At 67.3% G+C, this 23,676-nt stretch carries 18 protein-coding genes; 7 read left to right on the top strand and 11 right to left on the bottom strand.

Annotated elements, in window-relative coordinates; translation table 11 throughout:
- Positions 1-98: 98 nt before the first annotated feature.
- Both AC1MBE_RS08965 and AC1MBE_RS08970 read left to right on the top strand, forming a co-directional pair.
- A complete protein-coding gene (locus AC1MBE_RS08965; RefSeq protein ID WP_479777454.1) occupies positions 99-1,751 on the top strand; it encodes an MDR family MFS transporter in 1,653 nt (550 codons plus the stop codon).
- Positions 1,752-1,885: 134 nt separating this feature from the next.
- On the top strand, positions 1,886-3,325 hold the full coding sequence (locus tag AC1MBE_RS08970) for a sugar porter family MFS transporter (protein WP_346958862.1): 1,440 nt from the start codon (positions 1,886-1,888) through the stop codon (positions 3,323-3,325).
- An 84-nt stretch (positions 3,326-3,409) separates the two neighbouring features.
- On the opposite strand, the gene AC1MBE_RS08975 is transcribed toward AC1MBE_RS08970, so the two are convergent.
- Positions 3,410-4,636 (bottom strand): MFS transporter, encoded by a 1,227-nt coding sequence (locus AC1MBE_RS08975; protein WP_479777456.1) that lies wholly within the window; start codon positions 4,634-4,636, stop codon positions 3,410-3,412.
- Positions 4,637-4,700: 64 nt separating this feature from the next.
- Positions 4,701-5,198, bottom strand: a complete 498-nt coding sequence (locus tag AC1MBE_RS08980) for a MarR family winged helix-turn-helix transcriptional regulator (RefSeq protein WP_479777458.1) — start codon at positions 5,196-5,198, stop codon at positions 4,701-4,703.
- 256 nt (positions 5,199-5,454) lie between these two features.
- On the opposite strand from AC1MBE_RS08980, the gene AC1MBE_RS08985 reads away from it, so the two are divergent.
- Entirely contained in the window at positions 5,455-6,921 is a 1,467-nt protein-coding gene (locus tag AC1MBE_RS08985; protein ID WP_479777460.1) for an amino acid permease, read from the top strand.
- Positions 6,922-7,080: 159 nt separating this feature from the next.
- On the opposite strand, the gene AC1MBE_RS08990 is transcribed toward AC1MBE_RS08985, so the two are convergent.
- Genes AC1MBE_RS08990 through AC1MBE_RS09000 form a run of 3 tightly spaced genes read right to left on the bottom strand, consistent with a single transcriptional unit; the run spans position 7,081 to position 10,968 of the window.
- The gene (locus AC1MBE_RS08990; protein WP_479777462.1) at positions 7,081-8,229 is read right to left on the bottom strand and encodes a mannitol-1-phosphate 5-dehydrogenase; all 1,149 of its coding nucleotides are present in this window, start codon (positions 8,227-8,229) and stop codon (positions 7,081-7,083) included.
- Positions 8,229-10,181, bottom strand: coding sequence for a PTS mannitol transporter subunit IICBA (locus tag AC1MBE_RS08995; protein WP_479777464.1), 1,953 nt, complete (start codon positions 10,179-10,181; stop codon positions 8,229-8,231). The genes AC1MBE_RS08990 and AC1MBE_RS08995 overlap by 1 nt, the downstream gene beginning before the upstream one ends.
- A gap of 58 nt (positions 10,182-10,239) precedes the next feature.
- Positions 10,240-10,968 (bottom strand): TetR/AcrR family transcriptional regulator, encoded by a 729-nt coding sequence (locus AC1MBE_RS09000; RefSeq protein WP_479777466.1) that lies wholly within the window; start codon positions 10,966-10,968, stop codon positions 10,240-10,242.
- A gap of 176 nt (positions 10,969-11,144) precedes the next feature.
- On the opposite strand from AC1MBE_RS09000, the gene ptsP reads away from it, so the two are divergent.
- From ptsP to AC1MBE_RS09015, 3 genes are all read left to right on the top strand, one after another.
- Positions 11,145-12,830: a phosphoenolpyruvate--protein phosphotransferase gene (gene ptsP, locus AC1MBE_RS09005; RefSeq protein WP_479777468.1), complete on the top strand. Its 1,686-nt coding sequence runs from the start codon at positions 11,145-11,147 to the stop codon at positions 12,828-12,830.
- Positions 12,831-12,872: 42 nt separating this feature from the next.
- On the top strand, positions 12,873-13,310 hold the full coding sequence (locus tag AC1MBE_RS09010; protein ID WP_479777470.1) for a helix-turn-helix domain-containing protein: 438 nt from the start codon (positions 12,873-12,875) through the stop codon (positions 13,308-13,310).
- Positions 13,311-13,384: 74 nt separating this feature from the next.
- Positions 13,385-13,684 (top strand): hypothetical protein, encoded by a 300-nt coding sequence (locus AC1MBE_RS09015; protein WP_479777472.1) that lies wholly within the window; start codon positions 13,385-13,387, stop codon positions 13,682-13,684.
- 24 nt (positions 13,685-13,708) lie between these two features.
- Here AC1MBE_RS09015 and AC1MBE_RS09020 read toward each other — a convergent pair whose 3' ends face one another.
- The gene (locus AC1MBE_RS09020) at positions 13,709-14,929 is read right to left on the bottom strand and encodes a PucR family transcriptional regulator (RefSeq protein ID WP_479777474.1); all 1,221 of its coding nucleotides are present in this window, start codon (positions 14,927-14,929) and stop codon (positions 13,709-13,711) included.
- 244 nt (positions 14,930-15,173) lie between these two features.
- Between AC1MBE_RS09020 and ald the strand changes: the two genes are divergently transcribed.
- A complete protein-coding gene (gene ald / locus AC1MBE_RS09025) occupies positions 15,174-16,292 on the top strand; it encodes an alanine dehydrogenase (RefSeq protein WP_479777476.1) in 1,119 nt (372 codons plus the stop codon).
- A gap of 76 nt (positions 16,293-16,368) precedes the next feature.
- Here ald and AC1MBE_RS09030 read toward each other — a convergent pair whose 3' ends face one another.
- From AC1MBE_RS09030 to AC1MBE_RS09050, 5 genes are all read right to left on the bottom strand, one after another.
- Positions 16,369-17,451: a Gfo/Idh/MocA family protein gene (locus AC1MBE_RS09030; RefSeq protein ID WP_479777478.1), complete on the bottom strand. Its 1,083-nt coding sequence runs from the start codon at positions 17,449-17,451 to the stop codon at positions 16,369-16,371.
- Positions 17,452-17,579: 128 nt separating this feature from the next.
- Positions 17,580-19,274, bottom strand: coding sequence for an ABC transporter family substrate-binding protein (locus tag AC1MBE_RS09035; protein ID WP_479777480.1), 1,695 nt, complete (start codon positions 19,272-19,274; stop codon positions 17,580-17,582).
- Positions 19,275-19,327: 53 nt separating this feature from the next.
- Positions 19,328-21,571, bottom strand: coding sequence for an ABC transporter ATP-binding protein (locus AC1MBE_RS09040; RefSeq protein WP_479777482.1), 2,244 nt, complete (start codon positions 21,569-21,571; stop codon positions 19,328-19,330).
- Entirely contained in the window at positions 21,568-22,533 is a 966-nt protein-coding gene (locus AC1MBE_RS09045) for an ABC transporter permease (protein WP_479777484.1), read from the bottom strand. The genes AC1MBE_RS09040 and AC1MBE_RS09045 overlap by 4 nt, the downstream gene beginning before the upstream one ends.
- A 2-nt stretch (positions 22,534-22,535) precedes the next feature.
- Positions 22,536-23,522 (bottom strand): ABC transporter permease, encoded by a 987-nt coding sequence (locus tag AC1MBE_RS09050; protein WP_479777486.1) that lies wholly within the window; start codon positions 23,520-23,522, stop codon positions 22,536-22,538.
- Between the last annotated feature and the right edge of the window lie 154 nt (positions 23,523-23,676).

Raw genomic sequence — 23,676 nt, forward strand, 5'->3', positions numbered from 1 at the left:
ACGTGGGGCGGGCAGGGGCGGGGGAACAAAGCAGGCCGTAAGATAGTTACTGAAAGCAACCTTCCTGCTTGACCCCAAAACTTCCCCTCGGAGCAGTCATGTCCAAAACCACCTCCTCCCGCCTGCCCGGAGAGGTCTTGACCCACCGCCAGACCATCACCGTCATGGTGGGCCTCATGCTCGGCATGTTCCTGTCCTCGCTGGACCAGACCATTGTGTCCACGTCGATCTACACCATTGCGAACGATCTGGACGGCCTCTCGCTGCAGGCCTGGGCGACGACGGCGTACCTGATCACGTCCACGGTGAGCACGCCGCTCTACGGAAAGCTCAGCGACATCTTCGGCCGACGCCCGCTCTACCTCGCGGCGATCCTGATCTTCCTGGCCGGCTCGCTCTACGCCGGCTCGGTCCACTCGATGACCGAACTCGCGATTGCACGCGGCATCCAGGGCATGGGCGCCGGCGGCCTGCTGGCCCTCGCCTTGACCATCATCGGCGACATCGTGGCTTTGAAGGACCGGGCCAAGTTCCAGGGCTACTTCATGTCGGTCTTCGGCATCTCCTCCGTACTGGGACCGGTGATCGGCGGCGCGTTCGCCGGCTCCGCCAACATCCTGGGCTTCGACGGGTGGCGCTGGGTATTCTTCATCAACATCCCGATCGGCCTGGCCGCCCTCGCCGTCGTCTTCCTGTACCTGCACCTGCCGGCCAAGCACCTCAAGCAGAAGATCGACTACTGGGGTGCCGCCGCCATCACCCTGGCGATCGTGCCGCTGCTCCTCGTCGCCGAACAGGGCCGCACCTGGGGCTGGGCATCCACCGAAGCCTTCCTTTGCTACGGACTCGGCGTCGTTGGCATCGTGGCGTTCCTGCTCGCCGAAAAACGTGCCGGCGACTACGCCCTGATCCCCCTCCGGCTGTTCCAGAACATCACGTTCGGGCTGTCCTCGCTGCTGAACTTCATCATCGGCGTGGGCATGTTCGGCGCGATCGCGATGCTGCCGATGTACCTCCAGCTGGTCAAGGGCCTCACCCCCACCGAGGCGGGCCTGATGATGATCACCTTCACGGTGGGCATCCTGACCGGGTCCATCACGGCCGGCCGGACCATCTCGGCATCCGGCACGTACCGGATTTTCCCGATCTTGGGCACCGCCGTGCTGACCGCGGCCGCCGTCGTCATGGGCCTCTCACTCGGCGCGGACACGCCGCTCTGGGTTCCCGGCGCGATCGCCGTGTTCTTCGGCCTGGGTCTGGGTTTCTGCATGCAGCCGCTCACCCTGGCCATGCAGGTCTCCGTTCCGGCCAAGGACATGGGCGTGGGCACCTCCTCCGCCGCCTTCTTCCGCTCCATGGGCGGCGCCGTGGGCACCGCGGTGTTCATCTCGATGCTCTTCAGCCTCGCGGCGGACAAGATTGCCGCCGGCATGAAGGACGCGGCGCAGAACGCCGACTACCTCAAGGTCCTCAAGGACCCCGCCGTGGCGGCCGACCCGGCGAACGCCAAGCTGTACGAGTTCTTCAAGAACGGCGCCAGCAACGACTCGCTGAACGACACCAGCTGGCTGCACACCGCCAACGCCAGCCTGACCCGGCCGATCACCGAGGGCTTCGCCCAGTCGATCGACGCCGTGATGCTCACCGCCGCCGTCCTCACCGGCATCGCCTTCCTGATCAGCTTCGCGCTGCCGAACAAGAAGCTCACCGATCCGAAGGCCGCCGCAAAGGAGTCGGTCCCCGCACACTAGGCACACCCGACGGGGGGCCGGAATTGTAAGCTTGCTCTCATTTAGCTGGCCTGTGACGTGCGCCGCGGCGGGGGCGGTGTAAGACTGGGTAGTTGCGGCGTGAGCCGTGGACCACGAATTGCCGAGGGAGCCATATGACCACCACCCAGGACCAGACCGTCGCCAAGATCCCCAAGCGGGTCATTTGGCTGGCCGTGGCGGGCGCCGTTGGCGGCTTCCTCTTCGGCTTCGACTCCTCTGTTGTTAACGGCGCAGTCGACGCCATCAAGGACGAATTCGCCCTCAGCGAGGCCGTGACCGGCTTCGCCGTCGCCGTCGCCCTGCTCGGCTGCGCGGCCGGCGCCTACCTGGCCGGCAAGGTCGCGGACCGTTACGGCCGCATCCCGGCCATGAAGATCGGCGCCCTGCTGTTCCTGGTCAGCGCCTTCGGCACCGGTTTTGCCTTCGGGGTGTGGGATCTGATCTTCTGGCGCCTCGTCGGCGGCCTGGGCATCGGCCTCGCGTCGGTGATCGCCCCGGCCTACATTTCGGAGATTTCGCCGCGCCACGTGCGCGGCCGCCTGGCGTCGCTGCAGCAGCTCGCCATCACCACCGGTATCTTCGCCGCGCTGCTCTCCGACGCCGTGTTCGCCAACTTTGCCGGCGGCGCCGACCAGGACCTGTGGTTCGGCGTCGAAGCCTGGCGCTGGATGTTCATCGCCGGCGCCGTCCCCGCCGTCGTCTACGGCTGGATCGCCTTCACCCTTCCCGAATCGCCGCGGTTCCTGGTGTTCAAGGGCAAGGACGAGGAAGCCCTCAAGGTCTTCGCTTCGATCGCCCCGGACGAGGACACCGACCGCCACCTGCGCGACATCAAGAAGGCCATCGAAGAGGACAAGCTCGCCGGCCAGAAGGGGTCGCTGCGCGGCAAGGCCCTGGGCCTGCAGCCGGTGGTGTGGATCGGCATCATCCTGTCCGTGCTGCAGCAGTTCGTCGGCATCAACGTCATCTTCTACTACTCCACGACGCTCTGGAAGGCCGTGGGCTTCCAGGAGAAGGACTCGCTGACCATCTCCGTGGCCACCGCGATCACCAACATCCTGGTGACGCTCGTGGCCATTGCGCTGGTGGACCGGATCGGCCGCCGCCCGATCATGCTGGCCGGCTCCATCGGCATGGCCGTCTCGCTGGCGACCATGGCCTTCGCCTTCGGTTCGGCGACCGGCAGCGGCGACGCGATCACGCTGCCCGGCGCCTGGGGCCCGGCCGCCCTGGTGGCGGCCAACGTCTTCGTCATCAGCTTCGGCGCCTCCTGGGGTCCTCTGGTGTGGGTGCTGCTGGGCGAGATCTTCCCGTCCCGCATCCGCGCCCGCGCACTGGGCCTGGCCGCGGCCGCCCAGTGGATCGCGAACTTCGCCATCACGCTGAGCTTCCCGGTCATGGCGGCGGCCTCGCTGCCGCTGACCTACGCCATGTACGCCCTGTTCGCCGCAGCGTCGTTCTTCTTCGTGATGTTCAAGGTGCCGGAGACCAACGGCATGGCACTGGAGCACGCGGAGACGCTATTCGTCCCGAAGGGCTCCGCCAAGAAGTAGCGCCGCAGCACCGCACGAACCAACAGTTGAGGCCCATGTTCCGGCGGAACATGGGCCTCAACTGTCACCTGGTGGCTCGGAGGCTTAGACCAGGTGCGGCTCGTGCGAGCTCAGGTACCGGCGCCCGCCGAGGACCACCACGATCGCCAGCGCCATGGCGGCTGCCGCGGCAAAAAACGGTACCTGCGGCCCGAAGTGCTCACCCAGCTGCGCCGCTGCGAACGGAGCCAGCGCGCCGCCCATCCAGCGCACGAAGTTGTACCCGGCCGAGGCCACCGGCCGGGGCGAATTCGAAACGCCCATTGCCAGCTCGGTGTAGATGGTGTTGTTGATCCCCAGCAGCGCGCCGGAAGCCACCACCAGCACGACGACGGCGGGCACCGAGTGCCCCGCGGCCAGGCCAAGGCCGGCCAGGTCCAGCAGCAGCAGCGCCAGCGTGCCGGCCAGCACCCGGACCGCCCCGAAGCGGCGCTGCAGCGCGGGGGCCACGAAGACCGAGAAGACCGCGACGGCGACGCCCCAGCCGAAGAACACGCCGCCGATCCCGTAGGCGTCCATCCCGAGGATGAACGGCGTGAAGGCGAGGATGGTGAAGAAGCCGTAGTTGTAGAACAGCCCGCTGGCCGCCGTCGTCCGCAATCCCTTATGGCCCAGCGCCAGCAGCGGGTCCCGGAGCCGGACCTTCCGTTCCGGCAGCGGGGTCTTGGGCAGCAGCACGATGAGCGCGATGAAGGCCGAGGCCATCAACACCGCGGTGCCGAAAAAGGGTGCGCGCCACTGCCAGCCGCCCAGCAGGGCACCCAGCAGCGGGCCGAGCGAGATGCCTAGGCCCAACGCCGCCTCGTAGAGGATGATGGCGGTCCCGGCGCCGCCGCTGGCGACGCCGACGATCACGGCCAGGGCGGTAGCCACGAAAAGCGCGTTGCCCAGGCCCCAGCCGGCACGGAATCCGACCAGTTCGCTCACGCTGCCGGAGAGGCCGGACAGCGAGGCGAACACCACGATGATGGCCAGGCCGGCCAGCAGGGTGCGCTTGCCGCCGATCCGGGAGGAGACAAACCCGGTGATCAGCATCGCGATCGCGGTGACCATGAAGTAGCTGGTGAACAGCAGGGACACCTGGCTGGGGGTGGCGTCCAGGTTCTTGGCGATGGCGGGCAGGATGGGGTCCACCAGGCCGATTCCCATAAAGGCGAACACCGCCGCCAGGGCCGTGGCCCAGACCGCCTTGGGCTGCTTGAGTAATGAGGCTTTCTCGGCCTCGAGGGTTGATTCTGCTTCCGGCGCGGGCGCCGTGAGCTGGCCGTCCATGGAGGGCGCTCCTAAGGTTGTGGGTTCTTGCTGTTGTTATTCCTTGCAGGCAGGGGCCCGGCTGTCAGGGCTGCAGGGTCTCGTTGATCTTGCCGATCACCGGGATGGCGGCCGCGAGGGCCTGCCGTTCCTGGTCTGTGAGTGAGCCGAGGATCCCCGCCATTACCGCGTTGCGGCGGGCGTTGGCCGATTCGACGGCGGCGTGGCCCTCCGGCGTGAGCCTGACGCGGACCGCCCGCGAGTCAGCCGGGTCCGCCTCCCGGCGGACCAGCCCGGCCCGTTCCAGCTTGATGATCTGCTCGGTGGCGCTGGGCACCTTGACGCCGAGGTTGCGGGCAATCTCGCCAACCCGCACCCCGCCGGCCTCGGTATTGGCTTCGGAACTGTCTTCGGGACTGACTTCGGCGCTGTCCAGCAGCATCTTGAGCGTGCTGAGCTGCGCGGCACTGAGTTCGCCGTCGGCGTCCAGGCGCCGCACAAGGTAGATGCTGTGGCGCAGGGCTTCCCGGAAGTCGCGGGAGAGGGAAAGCAGGAAATCGTCCGGCAGCGGGTTTGCACTCATAGTTAGGTAGCCTAACAGTTAGGCGCCCTAAGAGTCAACGGCCAGTTACGCCGCGGGACGCAGCCGGAACGTCCCGCCGTCGACGCCGAACGTTAGCAGGGCGGCCGGGGCGGCTGAATTCGAAGTCACCCGTCCAGCCTGCCATGACGCAATGGTGAAGCACTCGACGCGGCAGCCTGACACCTGAGCCTGTACTTTAGAAAGGCTGATTTGTAACCGCCGTCACCTTCGGCGGACCACACTAAGGATTGTTGACATGCCCGAACAGACAACCGCGGAGCAGAGAACTGCCTCCAGCCGGGACACCGAGCCCCACCTCGCACGCTCGTTGAGCAACCGGCACATCCAGCTCCTGGCCATCGGCGGCGCCATTGGCACCGGCCTCTTTATGGGCTCCGGCAAGACCATCTCGGTGGCCGGACCCTCCGTGATCTTCGTGTACATGATCATCGGCTTCATGCTGTTCTTCGTAATGCGCGCGATGGGCCAGCTGCTGCTGTCCAACCTGAATTACAAGTCCTTCAGCGACTTTGCCGGCGACCTGCTGGGCCCCTGGGCGGGCTTCTTCACCGGCTGGACCTACTGGTTCTGCTGGGTAGTCACCGGCGTGGCCGACGTGATCGCCATCGCGGGCTACGCCGAGCAGCTCTGGCCCGGCATCCAGCTGTGGGTCCCGGGGATCGCCACCATCATCATCCTGCTGCTGCTGAACCTGCCCACCGTAAAGGCCTTCGGCGAGACGGAATTCTGGTTCGCCCTCATCAAGATCGTGGCCATCGTGGCACTGATTGCGGTGGGCCTGGTGATGATCTTCACCGGTTTCCAGTCCAACGCCGGCACCGCCAGCTTCAGCAACCTGTGGAGCCACGGCGGCCTGTTCCCCAAGGAATTCATGGGCTTCGTGGCCGGCTTCCAGATCGCCGTGTTCGCCTTCGTGGGCATCGAACTGGTGGGGACGGCCGCCGCCGAGACAAAGAACCCGGAGCACAACCTGCCCCGCGCCATCAACGCCATCCCGCTGCGCGTCATGCTCTTCTACGTGGGCGCGCTCATCATCCTGATGTCCGTCACGCCGTGGACCGGTTTCAAGGCCGGCGAGAGCCCGTTCATCGCCATGTTCTCCCTGGCCGGCCTGGGGATGGCCGCCACGGTGGTGAACCTGGTAGTGCTGACTTCCGCGATGTCCTCGGCCAACTCCGGCATCTACTCCACCTCCCGGATGGTCTACGGCCTGGCCAACGACGGCGACGCCCCCAAGCTCTTCGGCCGCCTCTCCAGCCGCAAGGTCCCGCAGAACGCCCTGTTCCTGTCCTGCGTGCTGCTGCTCGCCGGGGTTGCGCTGCTGTACGCCGGCAAGGACGTGGGCGTGGCCTTCGACATGGTCACCACCGTGTCCGCCGTCTGCTTCATGTTTGTCTGGAGCATCATCCTGGCCAGCTACCTGGTGTTCCGGAAGCGCCGGCCGGAGCTGCACGCGGCGTCGACGTTCAAGATGCCCGGCGGGATCCCGATGGTGTGGGTGGTCTTCGCCTTCTTCGCGTTCCTTATCTGGGCGCTGACCACCCAGCCGGACACCCTCGTGGCCCTGCTGGTCACCCCGCTCTGGTTCGCGGTCCTGGGTGGCGCGTTCGCACTCATCCGCCGCTCGCCGCTGCACCAGGCGCGCGTGGCCGAATGGAAGGCGATGTCCGACGCCGAGACGGCCGCGGCCAGCCGCGCCTGACGCTCCCTCAGATCCTGCCGATCCGGGGCCGACGCTCCCGCAGATTCGCGGCTTAAATGACGGGCCCTCCCTCACATGATGTGAGGGAGGGCCTGTCGCTTTTCCGTCACAGGTGAGGGAGCGTCGAGCGGAAGCTCGCCAAAGGTGAGGGAGCGTCCGCTAGACGGCGGCCTTGGCCTCCTCGACGAGGGCGCAGACGGCCGGGAACAGCGGGTGCTCGGCGTCCAGGCCGGTGATCTTCGTCGTCGCGTCCGCCGGGGTGGAGGAGTTCAGGATCTGCGCCAGCTCCACGGCCTCGGCGTCGGCCGGGTCGTTGAAACGCAGCGCGGCGGCGATCGCGCCGAGCAGCGCCTCGGGGACGATCCCGCGCTCGGCCAACTCCGCCGCGGGTCCGATGAAGCGTTCGTGCCGGCTAAGCTTCCGCAGCGGCGCCCGCCCCACCCGGTTCACGGTGTCCGGAAGGTGCGGGTTGGAGAACCGGCCGAGGATCTTCTGCACGTAGGCTTCCTGCTCCTCGCGGTTGAAGCCATGCTTGGCCACCAGCAGTTGCTTGGTCTCATCCAGGACGGCCCGCACATCCGCGGCGACGTCCTGGTCCGCCATGGCCTCGGAAATCTTGGCCAGTCCGGCCTCGAACCCGAAATAGGCGGCCGAGGCGTGCCCGGTGTTCACGGTGAACAACTTCCGCTCGATGTAGGGCGCCAGGTCGTCCACGAAGGTTGCCCCCGGGATGACCGGTTCCCTGCCCAGGAACGGGGTGCGGTCGATGACCCATTCGTAGAACGTCTCCACCGTGACGTCCAGGCCCTGCCCGGCCTCCTGGTTGGGCACAATCCGGTCCACCGCCGTGTTGGCGAACACGGCGGCGTCGTCCAGGGAACCGGCGGCCGGATCCCACTGGGCAGCAATTTCGGATTTCAGGATGTCGGTCGCGTTAATGGCGTTCTCGCAGGCCATCACCTGCAGCGGCGCCAGCCCCGCCGCCCGCGCCGCAATCCCCTTGGCGATCACGGGCGCCACGAACTTGAGGATGTGCGGGCCCACGGCGGTGGTGACGATGTCCGCCGACGCGATTTCCGCGACGACGTCGGCCTCCTGGGTGCCGGAGTTCAGCGCGCGGAAATTGTCCACCGTCCGCACGGCGGGGCTGTCCCCCACCTCGTGGACCTGGTAGCTGTCCGCCGCGGCGAGCTGGGTAATGAGGGCGTCCGCGACATCCGCGAACACCACCTCATACCCGGCATCGTGCAGCAGCAGACCGACAAACCCGCGGCCGATGTTTCCGGCTCCGAAATGAACAGCCTTCACTAGGAATTAACCTTTCCGAACAGGTCGAGCACTTCGTCGACGGTGGTGGCCGCCTCCAGCTGCGCGACCTGTGCCTTGTTGGTGAAGACCTTGGCGATCGAGGACAGGATCTGGAGGTGTTCGTTGTTGATGCCGGCCACGCCGACGACGAACTTGACCTCTTTGCCGTTCCAGTCGATGCCGTTCGGGTAACGGATCACCGACACCGCGGACTTCATGATGTGGTCCTTGGCGGCGTTCGTGCCGTGCGGGATTGCGAGGTAGCTGCCCATGTAGGTGGAGACGGATTCCTCGCGCTCGTGCATGGCGTCCAGGTAGCCGGCGTCGACGGCGCCGCGGTCCAGCAGCAGCCGGCCCGCCTCGTCGATCGCGGCGTCACGGGTGGTTGCCGTGCCACTGAGGACCACGCTGTCAGCCACCAGGATCCCGGACGGGCCGGACCCGGCGTCGGGCGCGGCCACGGTTTCCGACGCGCCCACGGCACCGGAGGCGTCCGCCGGCGCGTTGCTGGTGCGGACCAGTTCCACGATCTCGTCGTACCGCGGCGAGTTCATGAAGTTGTCCACCGAGACGTGGACCGCGCTGGACGTCGCGGGTTTGGCCCGTTCGGTCAGGTCCTGGTGCGTGATGACGACGTCGTAGGTGTCGCTGAGGTTCGCGATGGCGGAGTTGGTGACCTTGACATCCGGGTAGCCGGCCGCCTTGATCTTGTTCCGCAGCACCGAGGCGCCCATGGCGCTGGAGCCCATGCCGGCGTCGCAGGCGAAAACGATGTTCTTGACCGGACCGGCCAGCACCGCGACGCCGCCGGAACCGGCTCCGGCACCAACGAGGGCGGAGGAGACGGAGCTCTTCTTGCCCTTCATGGTTTCCATCCGGGTGGTTGCGGCGCCGAGCTCGTCACCCTCGACGTCCTTGCTGGACTTGAGGATGACCGAGGCAATCAGGAAGGACACGGTCGCGGCCAGCAGCACGGACAGGGCCACGCCGAAATAGCTGTCCGGCGGGGTCGCGGCGAACACCGCGAGGATGCTGCCCGGGGCGGCCGGGGAACGCAGGCCCGCGCCGGTCAGGACGAGGGTGAAGATGCCGGTCATGCCGCCGCCGATCGCGGCGAGGATGATAATCGGCTTCATCAGCACGTACGGGAAGTAGATTTCGTGGATGCCGCCGACGAACTGGATCAGCGCGGCGCCGGGGGCCGAAGCCTTGGCCATGCCCTTGCCGAAGATCATGTAGGCGAGCAGGACGCCAACGCCCGGTCCGGGGTTGGCCTCCAGCAGGAACAGGATGGATTTGCCCTGGGCGAGCGCCTGCTCGGTGCCCAGCGGGGTCAGGATGCCGTGGTTGACGGCGTTGTTCAGGAACAGGACCTTCGCGGGCTCAATGAAGATGCTCGTGAACGGCAGCAGGCCGTTGTTGACCAGGAATTCGACGACGGCGCTGGCGCCGTTGCTGAAGGCCTTCACCACCGGGCCGATCACCAGCATGCCGAAGATGGCCATGACGGCGGCGACGATGCCTGCGGTGAAGTTGTCGATCAGCATCTCGAAGCCGGGCTTAACCTTGTTCTCCCAGAGGCTCTCGAGCTTCTTCAGGAGCCATGCCGTCAGCGGGCCCATGATCATGGCGCCAATGAACATCGGAATGTCAGTTCCGACGATCACGCCCATCGTGGCGGCCGCGCCGACCACGCCGCCGCGCACGCCGTAAACCATGCGGCCGCCGGTGTAGCCGATCAGCAGCGGCAGCAGGTAGGAGATCATCGGGCCGACCAGCTTGGCCAGTTCCTCGTTCGGGGTGAAGCCTGCCGGGATGAAGAAGGCGGTAATGATGCCCCAGGCGATGAAGGCGCCGATGTTGGGCATGATCATGCCGGACAGGAAGGTGCCAAATTTCTGGACGCCGACCCGCACGCTGGTCCGGGGTTTCGCAACTGTCTCTGTTGCCATGTGATTTCCTAACCGTGATTCCTGCTGCACCGCAGGATTGTCCGATATTTTCGACGAGCTAGCTGGTGGAACTGATGGAGATCCGGTGAAGCCATTCGAGAAAGAGCTTGAGTTCAGAGCTGGACAGCTGGTCCGAGTGCGAGGCCTGCAGCGCCGCATTCAGGGCGATCGCCGCCACCACCACCGGGGATTTCCCGGAGTCCTCCGGGCCGTTTTCCCGGGCCTGGTCGGTGGCGACGGCAAAAATCATCGCGTCGCGGGTCATGGCGGAGAGCTCAAGGTTGCGCTCCGGCGCCTTCTCCGTGATGAGCATGAGAGTCACGCCCACGTTGGCGGCCAGGATGCTCCGGGCCGCCTCCCTCGGCGGGACGTTGAGCTGGCCGGCGACGGCGGCCTTGTTCAGCATCTCCTCCATGAGCGCCTCGGCGTCGGCGACGACGGAGGGACGGCTCTCGGGGCGGATGTTGCCGAACATGACGAGATACAGTTCCGGCTGCTTCAGCCCGAACTGCACGTGCTGGTCCCACATCCGCCGGATGTCCTCCAGCGGCTGCCCGGACGGCGCAATGTCGCGTTCGCCGGCCACGTATTCCTCGAAGCCTGCCGCCACGACGGCGTCGAACAGCCCTTCCTTGTCACCGAAGTGGTGATAGAGGGTGGGGGCGGTGACGCCCGCCAGCTGCGTGATCTGGCGGGTGGAGACCGCCGCTCCCCCGGACTTGGCCAGCAATCCTGCCGCTGCACGCAGCAGCCGCGTTTTGGGTGGTAGCTGGCCATCGATACTCATAACCGCTACCCTAGCACCTATAGCAACGCTATATGAAGTGCATCACATACACTTTTTTCAGGTACCGCACCCTGCCGGTTGACGTAGCGGACAGCCGCAGGAAATCTAGGATCTAGGCGTTTAGTGGCGGCACCTGAAGTGACTTACTGGCTCACGGCAGAGAATGAGGACTTTCAGTGCAGAACTTCCAAGGAGTAGGCGTCAGCCCCGGCCGGATCATCGGCACCATCCGCCAGATGCCGAAACCGGTCAGTGAGCCGCCGGCGGGCGAGCAGTTGCCGGCCGGTGTCTCCGCCGAGGAGGCGACGGCGGCGCTGAAGGCGGCGGCAAAGGCCGTGCACGATGAGCTCAAGGCCCGGTCCGAGACGGTCAGCGGCGATGGCAAGGCGGTGCTGGAAGCCACCGCGCTGATGGCCACGGACACCATGTTGCTCAAGTCCGCCGCCAAACTGATCGGCCGCGGCACGTCCAACCAGCGCGCCATCTGGGAGGCCGGTGCCTCCGTCTCGGAAATGCTGCATAATCTCGGCGGCTACATGGCCGAGCGCGCCACCGACGTGCTGGACGTGCGGGCCCGGATCGTGGCCGAGCTGCGCGGTGTGCCCGCCCCGGGCATCCCGTCTTCCACCAGCCCGTTCATCCTGATTGCCGAAGACCTTGCCCCGGCGGACACCGCAACGCTCGATCCGGAGAAGGTGCTGGCACTGCTCACCGCCGGCGGCGGCCCGCAGTCCCACACCGCGATCATCGCCCGCTCGCTCGGCCTGCCCGCCGTCGTCGCCGCGGCCGGCGTCGACGCCCTGCCGGACGGCACAGAGGTCTACGTCGACGGCGCCGCCGGCACCATCACGGCGGAGCCGGACGAGACCCAGCGCGCCGCCGCGGAACACTGGGCCGCCACCGCGTCGCTGCTGGCGGACTTTGACGGTACCGGCGCGACGGCGGACGGCCACCTGGTGCCGCTGCTGGCCAACGTCGGCGGCGCGAAGGACGCGGTGGCCGCCGCCGGTCTCAACGCCCAGGGCGTGGGCCTCTTCCGGACCGAGTTCTGCTTCCTCGAGCGGGACACCGAGCCCTCCGTCGAGGAGCAGGCCGCCGCCTACAAGGGTGTCTTCGACGCCTTTCCCGGCAAGAAGGTGGTGCTCCGCACCCTGGACGCCGGCGCGGACAAGCCGCTGCCGTTCCTGACCGATGCCACCGAGCCGAACCCGGCCCTTGGCGTCCGCGGCTACCGGACCGACTTCACCACGCCGGGGGTGCTGGAGCGCCAGCTGCAGGCGATCGCCCGGGCCGAGCAGGAATCCGAGGCGGACGTCTGGGTGATGGCGCCAATGATCTCGACGGCAGAGGAAGCCGCCCGGTTTGCGTCCCTGTGCGCCGCGGCCGGCATCAAGACCCCCGGTGTCATGGTCGAAGTGCCCTCCGCCGCGCTCACGGCGGAGGCCATCTTGCGGGAGGTGTCCTTCGCGAGCCTGGGCACCAACGACCTCACCCAGTACGCCATGGCCGCGGACCGGCAGCTGGGCCCGCTGGCCGCGCTGAACACCCCGTGGCAGCCAGCCGTGCTGCGGCTCGTGGGCCTCACCGTGGAGGGTTCTGCCGCGGAGGGCCACGGCAAGCCGGTCGGCGTGTGCGGCGAGGCCGCGGCGGATCCGGCCCTCGCCGTCGTACTGACCGGGCTGGGCGTCACCACCCTGTCCATGACCGCACGATCCATCGCGGCCGTGGCAGCGGTGCTGAAGACCGTGACCCTGGCCGAGGCGCAGGAGCTCGCCAAGCTGGCCCTGTCCGCGCCGAGTGCCACCGAGGCGCGGGCCTGGGTCCGGGCCAAGCTGCCGGTGCTGGAAGAACTGGGCCTCTAAGCGGAGGGCGTGGCCCCCACCCGGGGCGCTAGGATGCACTCCATGACACTGATTGCTCCCCGGGTGACGGCCGGGCTCCCGGCCGAGGACGCACAAAAACTCCAGTATGCGCTCAACGGCAGCAACGACATCACGGTCTTTGTGGACGGCACCGTGCACCGCCTACCGCCCGCGGCGAGGGACGCCGTCGTGGACCTGCTGGACCGTTTCAGCCGGGGCGAATCGGTCACGGTCAGCAGCGTGGAGGAAATGCTCACCACCTCGAAGGCGGCCGAGCTGGCGGGCATCTCGCATACCTACCTGCGGAACATGACGGACCGGGGCGAGATCCCGGTCGAATACCGCGGCACGCACCGCCGGATCCGGCTGGCCGACATCATGGCCTGGCTGGAAACCCAGAAGAAGAAAACGGCCGCGGAAAGCGCCTCCCCCGCAGCCGGCGGCGGCGGTGAAGATGACGGCGGCGCGGATGCTTCGTGACGGCGTGATAAGGATCAAACAACGATCCCGGCCCGGCGCGGAAACGCGGCAGAGGCCGGGGTTACGCTTGAATTGTGGGTAAGTTCAGAGGGTGGCACATCCTGGCCGGCATTGCCGCCATGGTGCTCACGGGCATCCTCGGAACCGTGATGGGGCTGAACAACACGGCGGCTTTTATGGCCAGCTGCGTCGCGTTCGTGGCCGTGGCCCTGTGGACCGACAGCCGGATGTCGCGGCGCCGGCGGGAGGCGGAGCGGGAATCAGCGCGGGACGCCCGTCGCGAATCAGCGCGCGACACAGCGCGGGACACGGCGCGGCCGCCAGCCACCCGCCCGGACAGCGAGCAGGACTCCGCCGTCCGCGACGACCGCTAGGCCCGCGGCCACCTGAATCCGCGGCTAGATCCTCGGCCGTTCGGCCCAGCGGCGCGCCTTCAGCGCCGCGTGCAGTTCCAGCCGGACCATTCCCTTGAGCGGATCAACGCCCAGCACCTGCCGGATCCGGCCCAGCCGGTTGTAGATGCTGCTGCGGTGCAGGTGCAGTTTGGCCGCCACCTCCTGGACCGAGCTGTCGTTGTCGTAGAAAAGCTCCAGCACCGGCAGCAGTTCACCGTTGCGGTCATGGTCCTCCAGCATCCGGAAGTACACGGAACCCGCGTCCGCCCAGGCGCCCGCGCCGCCGCCCGCCGAGGCCAGCAGCTGGTAGAGGCCGGTGGCGCGGCAGTCCACCAGTTCGCCGAGCTGGGGGTCCACGGCCGCGGCCTGCGCCGCCTGGCGGGACTGCCGGTACGCCTCGGCCAGCTCGCGGGGCCGGGAGAAGCCCTCGGAAGTGCCCAGGATGATCCGGCGGACCGGTCGGCCGGCGCGTTTGGCCAGTTCCAGCTGGTAGTGGACCAGCACTTGGGCGTGGTCGGCCCGTCCGGTGGATTCCGTGAACAGCACCACCGCGTGCGTCTCGGTCCCGGCGCTGAACAGGGCGGCGTCCACGCCGATGGTTGCCTGCAGGGCGGCGGAACGGTGGATCAGCGTGGACGCGATCGGGTCCGAGCCCTCAGCCCAGCCGTCGGCGTCGAGGACGGTGACCAGCTGCCACGGCCCGCGGCCCTGCACTTCCTTCCAGCCCGCGACGGCGGCCACCGCGTTCGGTTCGCCGCGGCAGGCAGCCAGAAACTCCTGCTCGCGCCGGCGGCGGAACTCGGATTCGGCGGTGTTGGAGTCCAGGAGCAGGGCGGAGAGCTCCTCCAACTCGCGCGCCACGTCCGGCAGCTGGGCCAGGACGGTGCCCGCGGTGGGTTCCTCGGCGTCGAGCTGCACCCAGAGGTAGCCCACCCGGAAGCCGCGGACCAGCAGCGGGACGCACACCCGTCCGAACATTCCCAGCTCCTCGTTGGCCGGCACGACGACGGGGCGCACCGCCGTCGCGATGCCGTGCGAGAGCTGCCAGGCGCTGACGTCCGCTGCAACGCGCTTGCTGAGCAGGAAGTTCACCCGGACGCGGTCCGCGTGGGACTGGTTGGAGCTGTAGGCGAGCAGGACGCCGTCGAGGTCTTCGAGCGAGAGGCCGCGGCCGAGCCTGAGGGCCACGCGCTCCACGAGCTGCTCCACGTCCTGCTGCTGCATGCTGCCACATTACTGCCCGGACGGCCGCGGCGACGAAAAGGACCGCAACGGACATCAGGCGACACCTGACGTTTCCGTGCTCGACATTTGTCGCACCGCTGTTTTGCAGAACCCCGGAAACACGCGGGCAGGCGCCCCGCCCGGCCCGCCGGCGCTGTCGCCTGCCTCACAGCCGGTTCTATTCTGGAATCACGACTTCCCCGCACACCCCGGCCCGCACGGCCGCCACTCCTGGAGCCAAAAAATGATCATCGGTGTCCCCAAAGAGATCAAGAACAACGAATTCCGCGTCGCCATCACGGCCGCCGGCGTGCACGAATTCCGCCACCACGGCCACACCGTCCTGGTGGAGCGCGGCGCAGGCCTCGGCTCCGGCATCACGGACGAGGAATACGCCATTGCCGGCGCCGAGATCGTCGCCGAGGCCGACGACGTCTGGTCCCGCGCGGACATGGTCATGAAGGTCAAGGAACCGGTCAAGGCCGAATACCACCGCTTCCGCAAGGGCCTGATCCTCTTCACCTACCTGCACCTCGCGGCCGAGCCGGAACTGACCCAGGAGCTCATTAACTCCGGCGTCACGGCCATCGCCTACGAGACCGTGCAGGAAGGCCGCTCGCTGCCGCTGCTGGCCCCGATGTCCGAGGTTGCCGGCCGCTTGTCCGTCCAGGTCGGCGCCACCTCGCTGATGGCTCCGGCCGGCGGCAAGGGTGTGCTGCTCGGCGGCGTCCCGGGCGTCCGCCCGGCCAAGGTCGTTGTCCTGGGCGCCGGTGTGGCCGGCACGAACGCCGCCGCCATGGCCCTGGGCCTCGGCGCCGACGTCACCATCCTGGACATCAACATCAACCGGCTGCGCGAACTCGATGCCCAGTACCAGGGCCGCCTGAAGACGGTTGCCTCCAACGCCTACGAGATCGAGAAGTCAGTCGTCGACGCCGACCTCGTGATCGGCTCCGTGCTGATCCCCGGCGCCAAGGCCCCGAAGCTGGTCACCAACGAGCTCGTCTCCCGGATGAAGCCCGGCTCCGTGCTTGTGGACATCGCTGTGGACCAGGGCGGCTGCTTCGAGGACACCCACCCCACCACCCACCAGGAACCGACGTACAAGGTCCACAACACGATCTTCTACTGCGTCGCCAACATGCCCGGCGCCGTGCCGAACACGTCCACGTACGCCCTGACCAACGTCACGCTGCGCTACGCGGTGTCGCTGGCAAACCTGGGCGTCAAGGCCGCCTTTGAGCGCGACGCCGCCCTCGCCGCCGGCCTCAACATCGCCGCCGGCCAGGTCGCCCACCGCTCGGTCTCCGAGGCGCACAACCTGCCCCTCGTCGCCGACTGGCACGAGCTGGTCTCCGCGTAAGTCTCTCCGGCGTCGGCTGCTCCGTAGCCGCCCTTTTGGACCCCCAAAACGGCGGCTACGGAGCAGCCGACGCTGTTTAAGCCAGCTCCCGGGCCTGTTCGATCAGCCGCAGCACCTCCACCGGGCCGGAGGGATCCACGGGAACTGGCAGCCCGGAGGTCGCGCCGCCGTCGGTGATTTTTTCGGCCAGGATTCGGTAGAACTCGGGGTAGGCGCCGCGTTCGGTGGGCAGGCGGTCCAGGTGGCCGTCGCGGCCCAGCAGCCCGGCCCAGTCCGGGTCCTCCACGCCGTATTCTTCGTCCAGCGGGCTCCCGCCGGCCGCGATGTAGGGCTCCTGCGGGTCGACGCCGTGTTTGGTGAAGCCGCCTTCGCTGCCGAGCACCCGGAAGCGCGGCCCCTGCTGGGCGCAGAGCAGGTTCATCGAGAGGTGGCTCGTGATACCGGAGTCGTGCCGCAGGACCAGGAACGCGTCGTCGTCCGCCGGCTCGCCGGGCCGGCGGGCGGCCAGTTCGGCGTGGACCACGGTGGCGCGTCCGAAGAGTTGCAGGGCCTGGTCCAGCAGATGGGTGCCGAGGTCGAACAGCACCCCGCCGCCGTCGTCGGGGGTGGCCGCCGCCTTCCAGGCTTTTGTGACCGTCGGCGCCCAGCGCTCAAAGCGTGATTCGAACCGCGTGACAGCGCCCAGCGCGCCGCCGTCCAGCAAAGCCCGGACGGTCAGGAAGTCCCCGTCCCAGCGCCGGTTCTGGAAGACCGTGAGCACCCGGCCCAGCCGCGCGGCGAGTTCCACCAGTTCCACACCCTCGGCGCTGCGCACCGTAAAGGGCTTGTCCACGACGACGTCGAGGCCTGCCTCCAGCGCGGCCCTGGCGAGCCGGTAGTGGGTGGCCGGCGGGGTTCCCAGCACCAGCAGGTCCAGTTCCCCGGCGAGTTCCAGGACGGCTGCCGGCGTGTCGACGATCCTGGCCGACGGGTAGCGGGCGGCAGCGGCCGCCTTCCGGCCGGCGTCGGAGGTGGCAATGACGTCGAGCGAAAAGGCCGGGTTGGCGGCAATCAGCGGCGCATGGAACACACTGCCGGAGAGGCCGAAGCCGGCAACCGCGGTGCGGATCGGCGCCGGCGCGGTGCGGCTGGGGGCAGAGCGGGCGGGTTCGGAGGTCATGGCTCCACGCTACCCGTCCGCCCGACGCTCCCTCAGGTCCGGCACCAAATGAGGCGACCCTCCCCCACATAGTGAGGGAGGGTCGCCTGGATTGCTGCCAAAGGTGAGGGAGCGTCGGAAAGGGAGGCTTACTTCTGCCAGCCGACGAGGCTCCAGTCCGGGGTCTGGAACAGGGACGCGCCGTAGTTGGCGAGGCCCGTGCGGGCAAAGTAGATCTGCGGGCCGTTCATGATGACGCCCATGGAGTAGTACTTCGCCATGTGCTTCTTCTCGACCTCCATGGCCGCCTTGTTGCGCTCGGCGTCGTCCTGGATGGACGCGAGGTCCTTGATGGCCTTGTCCAGCTCGGCATCGCCCAGGCCGTTTTCGTTGGTCTTGGAATCGTAGAACTGCTTCACGCCGGAGGTTGCGTCCGCGCCAACGGTGTAGCCGCTGATGGTCAGCTGGAAGTCGCGGCTGCCCAGGACCTTGCCGAAGTCGGCGTCGCCGCGCTGATCGATGCCGACCTCCATGCCGGCGGCCTGGAGCTGCTTCTGAAGGGTCTGCACGGTGGCGAGCGAGGTCGGGTCATCACCGAAGTTGGTGATCTTGAAGGAGACCGGCTTGCCGTCCTTCTCCATGGTGCCCTTGGCGTTGGCCTTGTAGCCGGCGTCGGTCAGGACCTTCTTGGCCGCGTCAGCGCCGGCTTCCTTGACCGGGTAGTTGTCCTGGTAGTACTTGGAGAACGGCATCAGCATCATCGATCCCGAGCTTTCCTCTTCCCAGTTCAGGCCGCCGAAGCGCACGGCGCGGACCGCGGGGCGGTCGACCGCGGTGAAGATGGCCTGGCGGACCGCAACGTCGGTCAGCGGGGCCTTCTGGGCGTTGAGGTTCAAGCCGCCGGCGAACAGGCGCTGGCCGCGGCGGACCTCGGAGTTCTTGGTGCCTTCAAGCTGCTTGTACTTGGTCAGCGTACGGCCGTCGGCCATATCGACCTCGCCGTTCTTGAACGCGGCGATCTCGGCGCTGGCCTCAAGCTGGCGGAAGACCACCTTGTCCAGGACCGGCTTCTCACCCCACCACTTGTCGTTCGGAACCATGGTGACGGTCTTCGCGGCCGAGTCGAACTTGTCGACCTTGAACGGGCCGGCCATCCACTCCGGGTGCAGCTCGCCGGAGAACCCGGTGTTGAAGATTTCCGGGGTGTTGACGGCCTGCGGAATGAAGCCGCCGAAGATGTCGCTCAGCGGGTAGACCGGCTGGGTGGTGGTGGCAATGACTTCCTTGTCGCTGCTGCCGGCCTTGACGGAGTCGATGAACTCGTAGGCGCCGGACGAGACGATGTCGATGTCCTTGTTCTTGCCGTTGAGCATCTTCCAGGTGTTGACGAAGGTTGCGGCGTTGATGGGGGTGCCATCGTTGTACACGGCCTTCGGGTTGATCTTGACCGTGATCGTCTGCTTGCCGTCCTTGACCTCGCTCTTGAAGTCTTCGCAGAAGTTCTTGTTCAGGTTGGCGGTGCCGTCGAAGTCGAGCTTCCAGCAGCCCACGTAGCCGGCTTCGTCGATCGGGTAGTGCAGTTCGGTGTTGTCCGCGGAGTTGCCGGCGTTGGAGAAGCCGTTGAAGTCCGGGCCGATGTTGCCCACGGGCAGCGTCACGGTGCCGCCCTGCTTCAGCTCGTCCGCCTTCTTTGCGTTGACGCTGATGAGCTTGTTGATGTCGCCGGACGCATCCTGCGCCTTGGCGCTTTCGGCGGTCGTGGTGGCGCCGCCTCCGCCGCAGCCGGTCAGCGCGAGGGCTGCCGCGACGGCGGCCACCCCGCCGATCTTGGTCAGATTCTTCATAATGATCCCCTTCATTTTTGGTGCGAGTTGTGGTTCAGGTGCGGTTTGGTGCGTCAGAGGGACTCGTGGACAACCAACATGTCCGCGTCCAGTTCGCCGTCCGGGTAGAAGCAGGCGAATTGCTGGTCTGTGGGGGCCGACGGCGTCCCGGCGGTCCGGGGGCCGGTGACCTGGGCGGGTGCCGCGGTTTCCAGCGGCGGTTCCTGGGTCAGGCACTTTTCCTGCTTGGCGGCCGGGAGTGCGGCAAAGACAGGGCAGCGCGTGGCGAAGTTGCAGCCCTTGGGCGCATCCAGCGGCGACGGCAGGTCGCCCTGCAGGATGATGCGTTCGCGGCTGCGCTCCAGCTGCGGGTCCGGTACCGGGATCGCGGAGAGCAGGGCCCGGGTGTAGGGGTGGCGGGGGTTGTCGAAGACGCTGTCGACGTCCCCGATTTCCACGATCTTGCCCAGGTACATCACGGCCACGCGGTTGGAGATGTGGCGCACCACGGACAGGTCATGGGCCACCATCAGGTAGCTCAGGCCCAGCTCGGCGCGCAGCTTATCCAGGAGGTTGATGACGCCGGCCTGGACGGAGACGTCCAGCGCGGACACCGGCTCGTCCAGGACCACGAGTTTGGGGTTCACCGCCAGGGCGCGGGCGATGCCGATGCGCTGGCGCTGGCCGCCGGAGAACTGGTTCGGGAAGCGGTTGACGTGGTCCGGCTGCAGGCCCACGAGCTCCATCAGTTCCATGATCCGCTTCCGGATGGCCGGCTTGGCCATCCCGGAGTTCTCCAGCGGCTCGGCCAGCACCTCGTAGACGGTGAAGCGCGGGTCCAGCGCACCGGTGGGGTCCTGGAAGACCATCTGGAGTTCCTTGCGCATGGCGGACTTGGTCCTGGCATCGGAGGCGGCCTTGTTGCTCAGCCCGCCGATTTTCACCTCGCCGTCCTGGTCGCGGTGGAATTCCATGATTTCCAACAGCGTGGTGGTCTTGCCACAGCCGGACTCGCCCACGATCGAGAAGCACTCGCCTTCACGGATGTCGAAGCTCAGGCCGTCCACGGCCTTGACCGTGCCGATCCGGCGCTTGATCAGCGCCCCCTTCATCAGCGGGAAGTGTTTCTTGACGTCCGTGAGCTCCAGGACCGCCTTGCGTTCGGCGCGCGGGACCGCGTCGAACCGGGATACGGGGACCTCAGGGGCGTGGAAGATCTCGTGCACGTCCACGTCGGCGCCGAGGGACTCCGCCTTGATGCAGGCGGCCTTGTGCTCCAGGGTGCCGTCACCGCTTCCGCTGACCGGCCGGAGGCTGGGTTCGCCCTGCAGGCACGCCTCGCTGACCAGCGGGCAGCGCGGCGCGAACGAGCAACCGGTGGGCGCGTGGATGAGGTTCGGCGGAATGCCCTCGATCGGCACCAGCGAGGTCTTTTCGGCCATGTCTACGCGGGGCACGGCGCCCAGCAGGCCCATGGTGTACGGCATCCGGGCGTTGTAGTAGATGTCGTCGACGCTGCCGGTTTCCACCGGCTTGCCGGCGTACATCACCATGATGTCGTCGGCCATGCCGGCCACCACACCCAGGTCGTGCGTGATCATGACGACGGCGGCGCCGGTTTCCTCCTGCGCGGTGTGCAGCACCTCGAGGACCTGCGCCTGGATGGTGACGTCGAGCGCCGTCGTCGGCTCATCCGCGATCAGCACGCGCGGGTTGTTGGCGATCGCAATGGCGATCATCACGCGCTGCCGCATGCCGCCGGAGAATTCGTGCGGGAAGGCCTTGAGCCGGTCCTTGGGGCTGGGAATGCCCACCATGCCCAGGAGCTCGACGGCGCGCGCCTCCTTGGCCTGCTTGCTCATGGTGGGGTTGTGCACCGTGAGCGCCTCGATGATCTGGTTGCCCACGGTGTAGACCGGGGTCAGCGAGGACAGCGGGTCCTGGAAGACCATTGCCATCTCGTTGCCGCGGAAGCGGCACATGGCCTTGTCGCTGAGCCCCAGCAGTTCCTGGCCCTTGAGCCGGACCGAGCCGGTGACCTGGGCCGTTTCCGGCAGCAGGCCCATGATGGCCATCGAGGTGACGGACTTGCCGGAACCGGATTCGCCGACGATTCCGAGGGTCTTGCCGGGCATCAGGTCGAAGTCGATGCCGCGGACCGCGTGCACCACGCCGTTCTCGGTGTTGAAGCGGACGTTGAGGTCGCGGACGGAGAGCACGGCACCCGCCGGGGCATCGCTGTAGTGCCCGCGGGCGTGCAGCCCGGCGACGTGCAGCCGTTCGGCGGGGCTCAGGTCGGTGGCGGTGGTGTCGCTCATGGGGTCTTCTTCTTCTTTTTGGCGCTGCCAATGGAACTGGAGCTGGGATCGAACGCGTCACGCAGGCCGTCGTTCATCATGGCGAGCGATCCGGTCAGCAGGAACATCACGGTCAGCGGCACCCAGAACATCCACGGGAAGGTGGAGACCTGGGAGGTGGCCTGGCCGATCAGCACGCCCAGGCTCACGTCCGGAAGCTTGATCCCGATGCCGATGAAGGAGAACGCGACCTCGGCCAGGATGGCGCCGGTCACGCCCCGGGTGATGTCCAGGACCAGCAGCGAGCCGATGTTCGGCACCAGGTGGCGCCAGACGATGCGCCGCGGGGGAACGCCCATGTACTGCGCGGCTTTCACGAAGTCGCGCTGCATGAGCGACATCGAGAGCGAGCGGATCAGGCGGGCGGTTCCCATCCAGTTGAAGATCAGCAGGACGATGATCAGCAGCAGCCAGCTGGGGAGGTTCTGCTGCAGCCCGTTGCCGCCGCCGCTCGTGGCCACGGCGACGACCAGGAGGGCGGGCATCATGATCAGGGCTTCCAGGATGAAGAGCATCACCTTGTCGACCTTGCCGCCGAAGTAGGCCATGGTGCAGCCGTACACGGCCGCGATCAACACGGACACGAGGCCGACGACGAGGCCGATCAGGATGGAGACCCGGGTGCCTTCCACGGTCAGGGCGTACAGGTCGATGCCGGCCTGGGAGGTGCCGAGAAGGTGCTCGGAGGAGGGCCCCATGCCGATGTTGAACGGGTCGATGGTCTCCTTGTCCCAGCTGGAGAAGATCCCGCCGATCAGGGAGAGTACGGTGAGCAGCACGAAAATCACCAGGCCGGTCACCGCGGTCTTGTTGCGCAGGAAGCGCCGCACGATGATCCTCGACTTCGCGATGACGACGTCGTTGTTCTCGATCTTGGCTTCTTCCGCGACGGCGGCCGGATCGATGGCGTTCAGGTTCGTCACGGCTACTGCACCCGCACTCTCGGGTCGACAAGGGTGGTGGCGAAATCGGCGAGGATAGCCCCGATCGCGAATATCACCGAGCCGTAGGCGAGCGTCGCCGTGGCCGCGTTGACGTCCTGGAGCGCGATCGCGTCGATGCTCCAGGAGCCGACGCCGTGCCAGGCGAAGATCTTCTCGGCGAAGAACCCGCCGGCGAAGATGGCCGGGATGGTGAAGGCAATGCTCTGCGCCACCGGAATGAAGGACACGCGCAGGGCGTGCCGGCTGATGGCCTGGTTGCGGGTGAGTCCCTTGGCCCGGGCGGTGCGGACGAAGTCCGCGTTCACGTTGTCCAGCAGGTACTGCCGCTGGGCGATTTGGTACGCGCCCCAGCCCACGATGGTGATCGCGAAGGTGGGCACCGCGTAGTGCGCCAGCATGTCGAGGAATTGGACCCAGCCGTCACCGTCCAGCCCGGGCGTCGAGATCCCGGTGACAAACAGGACCCGTTCGCCCACGGTCTCGTTGATGTTGATGGCGCCGAGTTGGACCAGGAAGTAGGCGATCGGGGCCGGCACGATGTAGACGAGGTAGCTGTAGGAGGTGATCGCGCGGTCGGAGAACTTGTACTGCCGGGCCGCGGTGTAGACACCCAGGGCGACGCCGATGATCAGCGTCAGGATGATCGATGCCAGGAACAGCCGGGTGGAGATCCAGACGCGGTCGCCGAACTCGGCATTGACGAACGCGCCATTGGGGCTGCGTCCCCAGTCCCAGCGGGTGACGATCCCGGTGAGCCAGTCCACGTAGCGTTCCCAGGGGCTCAGGGCCGGGTCCAGGCCTTTGAGCCGGAAGGAGTTGGCGATCTGTTCGGGCGTGGGACGCGGGATTTTTTCCTGCTCCAGCAGCGCAGGCTGGAGGCTGGTGACCGCCAGGAAGTACCCGGCGCTGGTGGTCAGGAAGATCATGAACGCATACGTGACGGCACGTTTGGCAAGGTATCGGAGCATGGGGCTAGTTCAGGATCGCCGTGGCCTGCGCGGTTCCGGACGCGGCCGGACGGGCTGGACCAGCCTGTCCGCAGGCCGGGGTCATTACAACATTCACAGCGTGGATCCTTCCGTCGTCCCCCCATGAGGCAGCGGGGTGTCCGCTGCCGCTCCG

The sequence above is a fragment of the Arthrobacter sp. BG5 genome, from assembly GCF_056680155.1.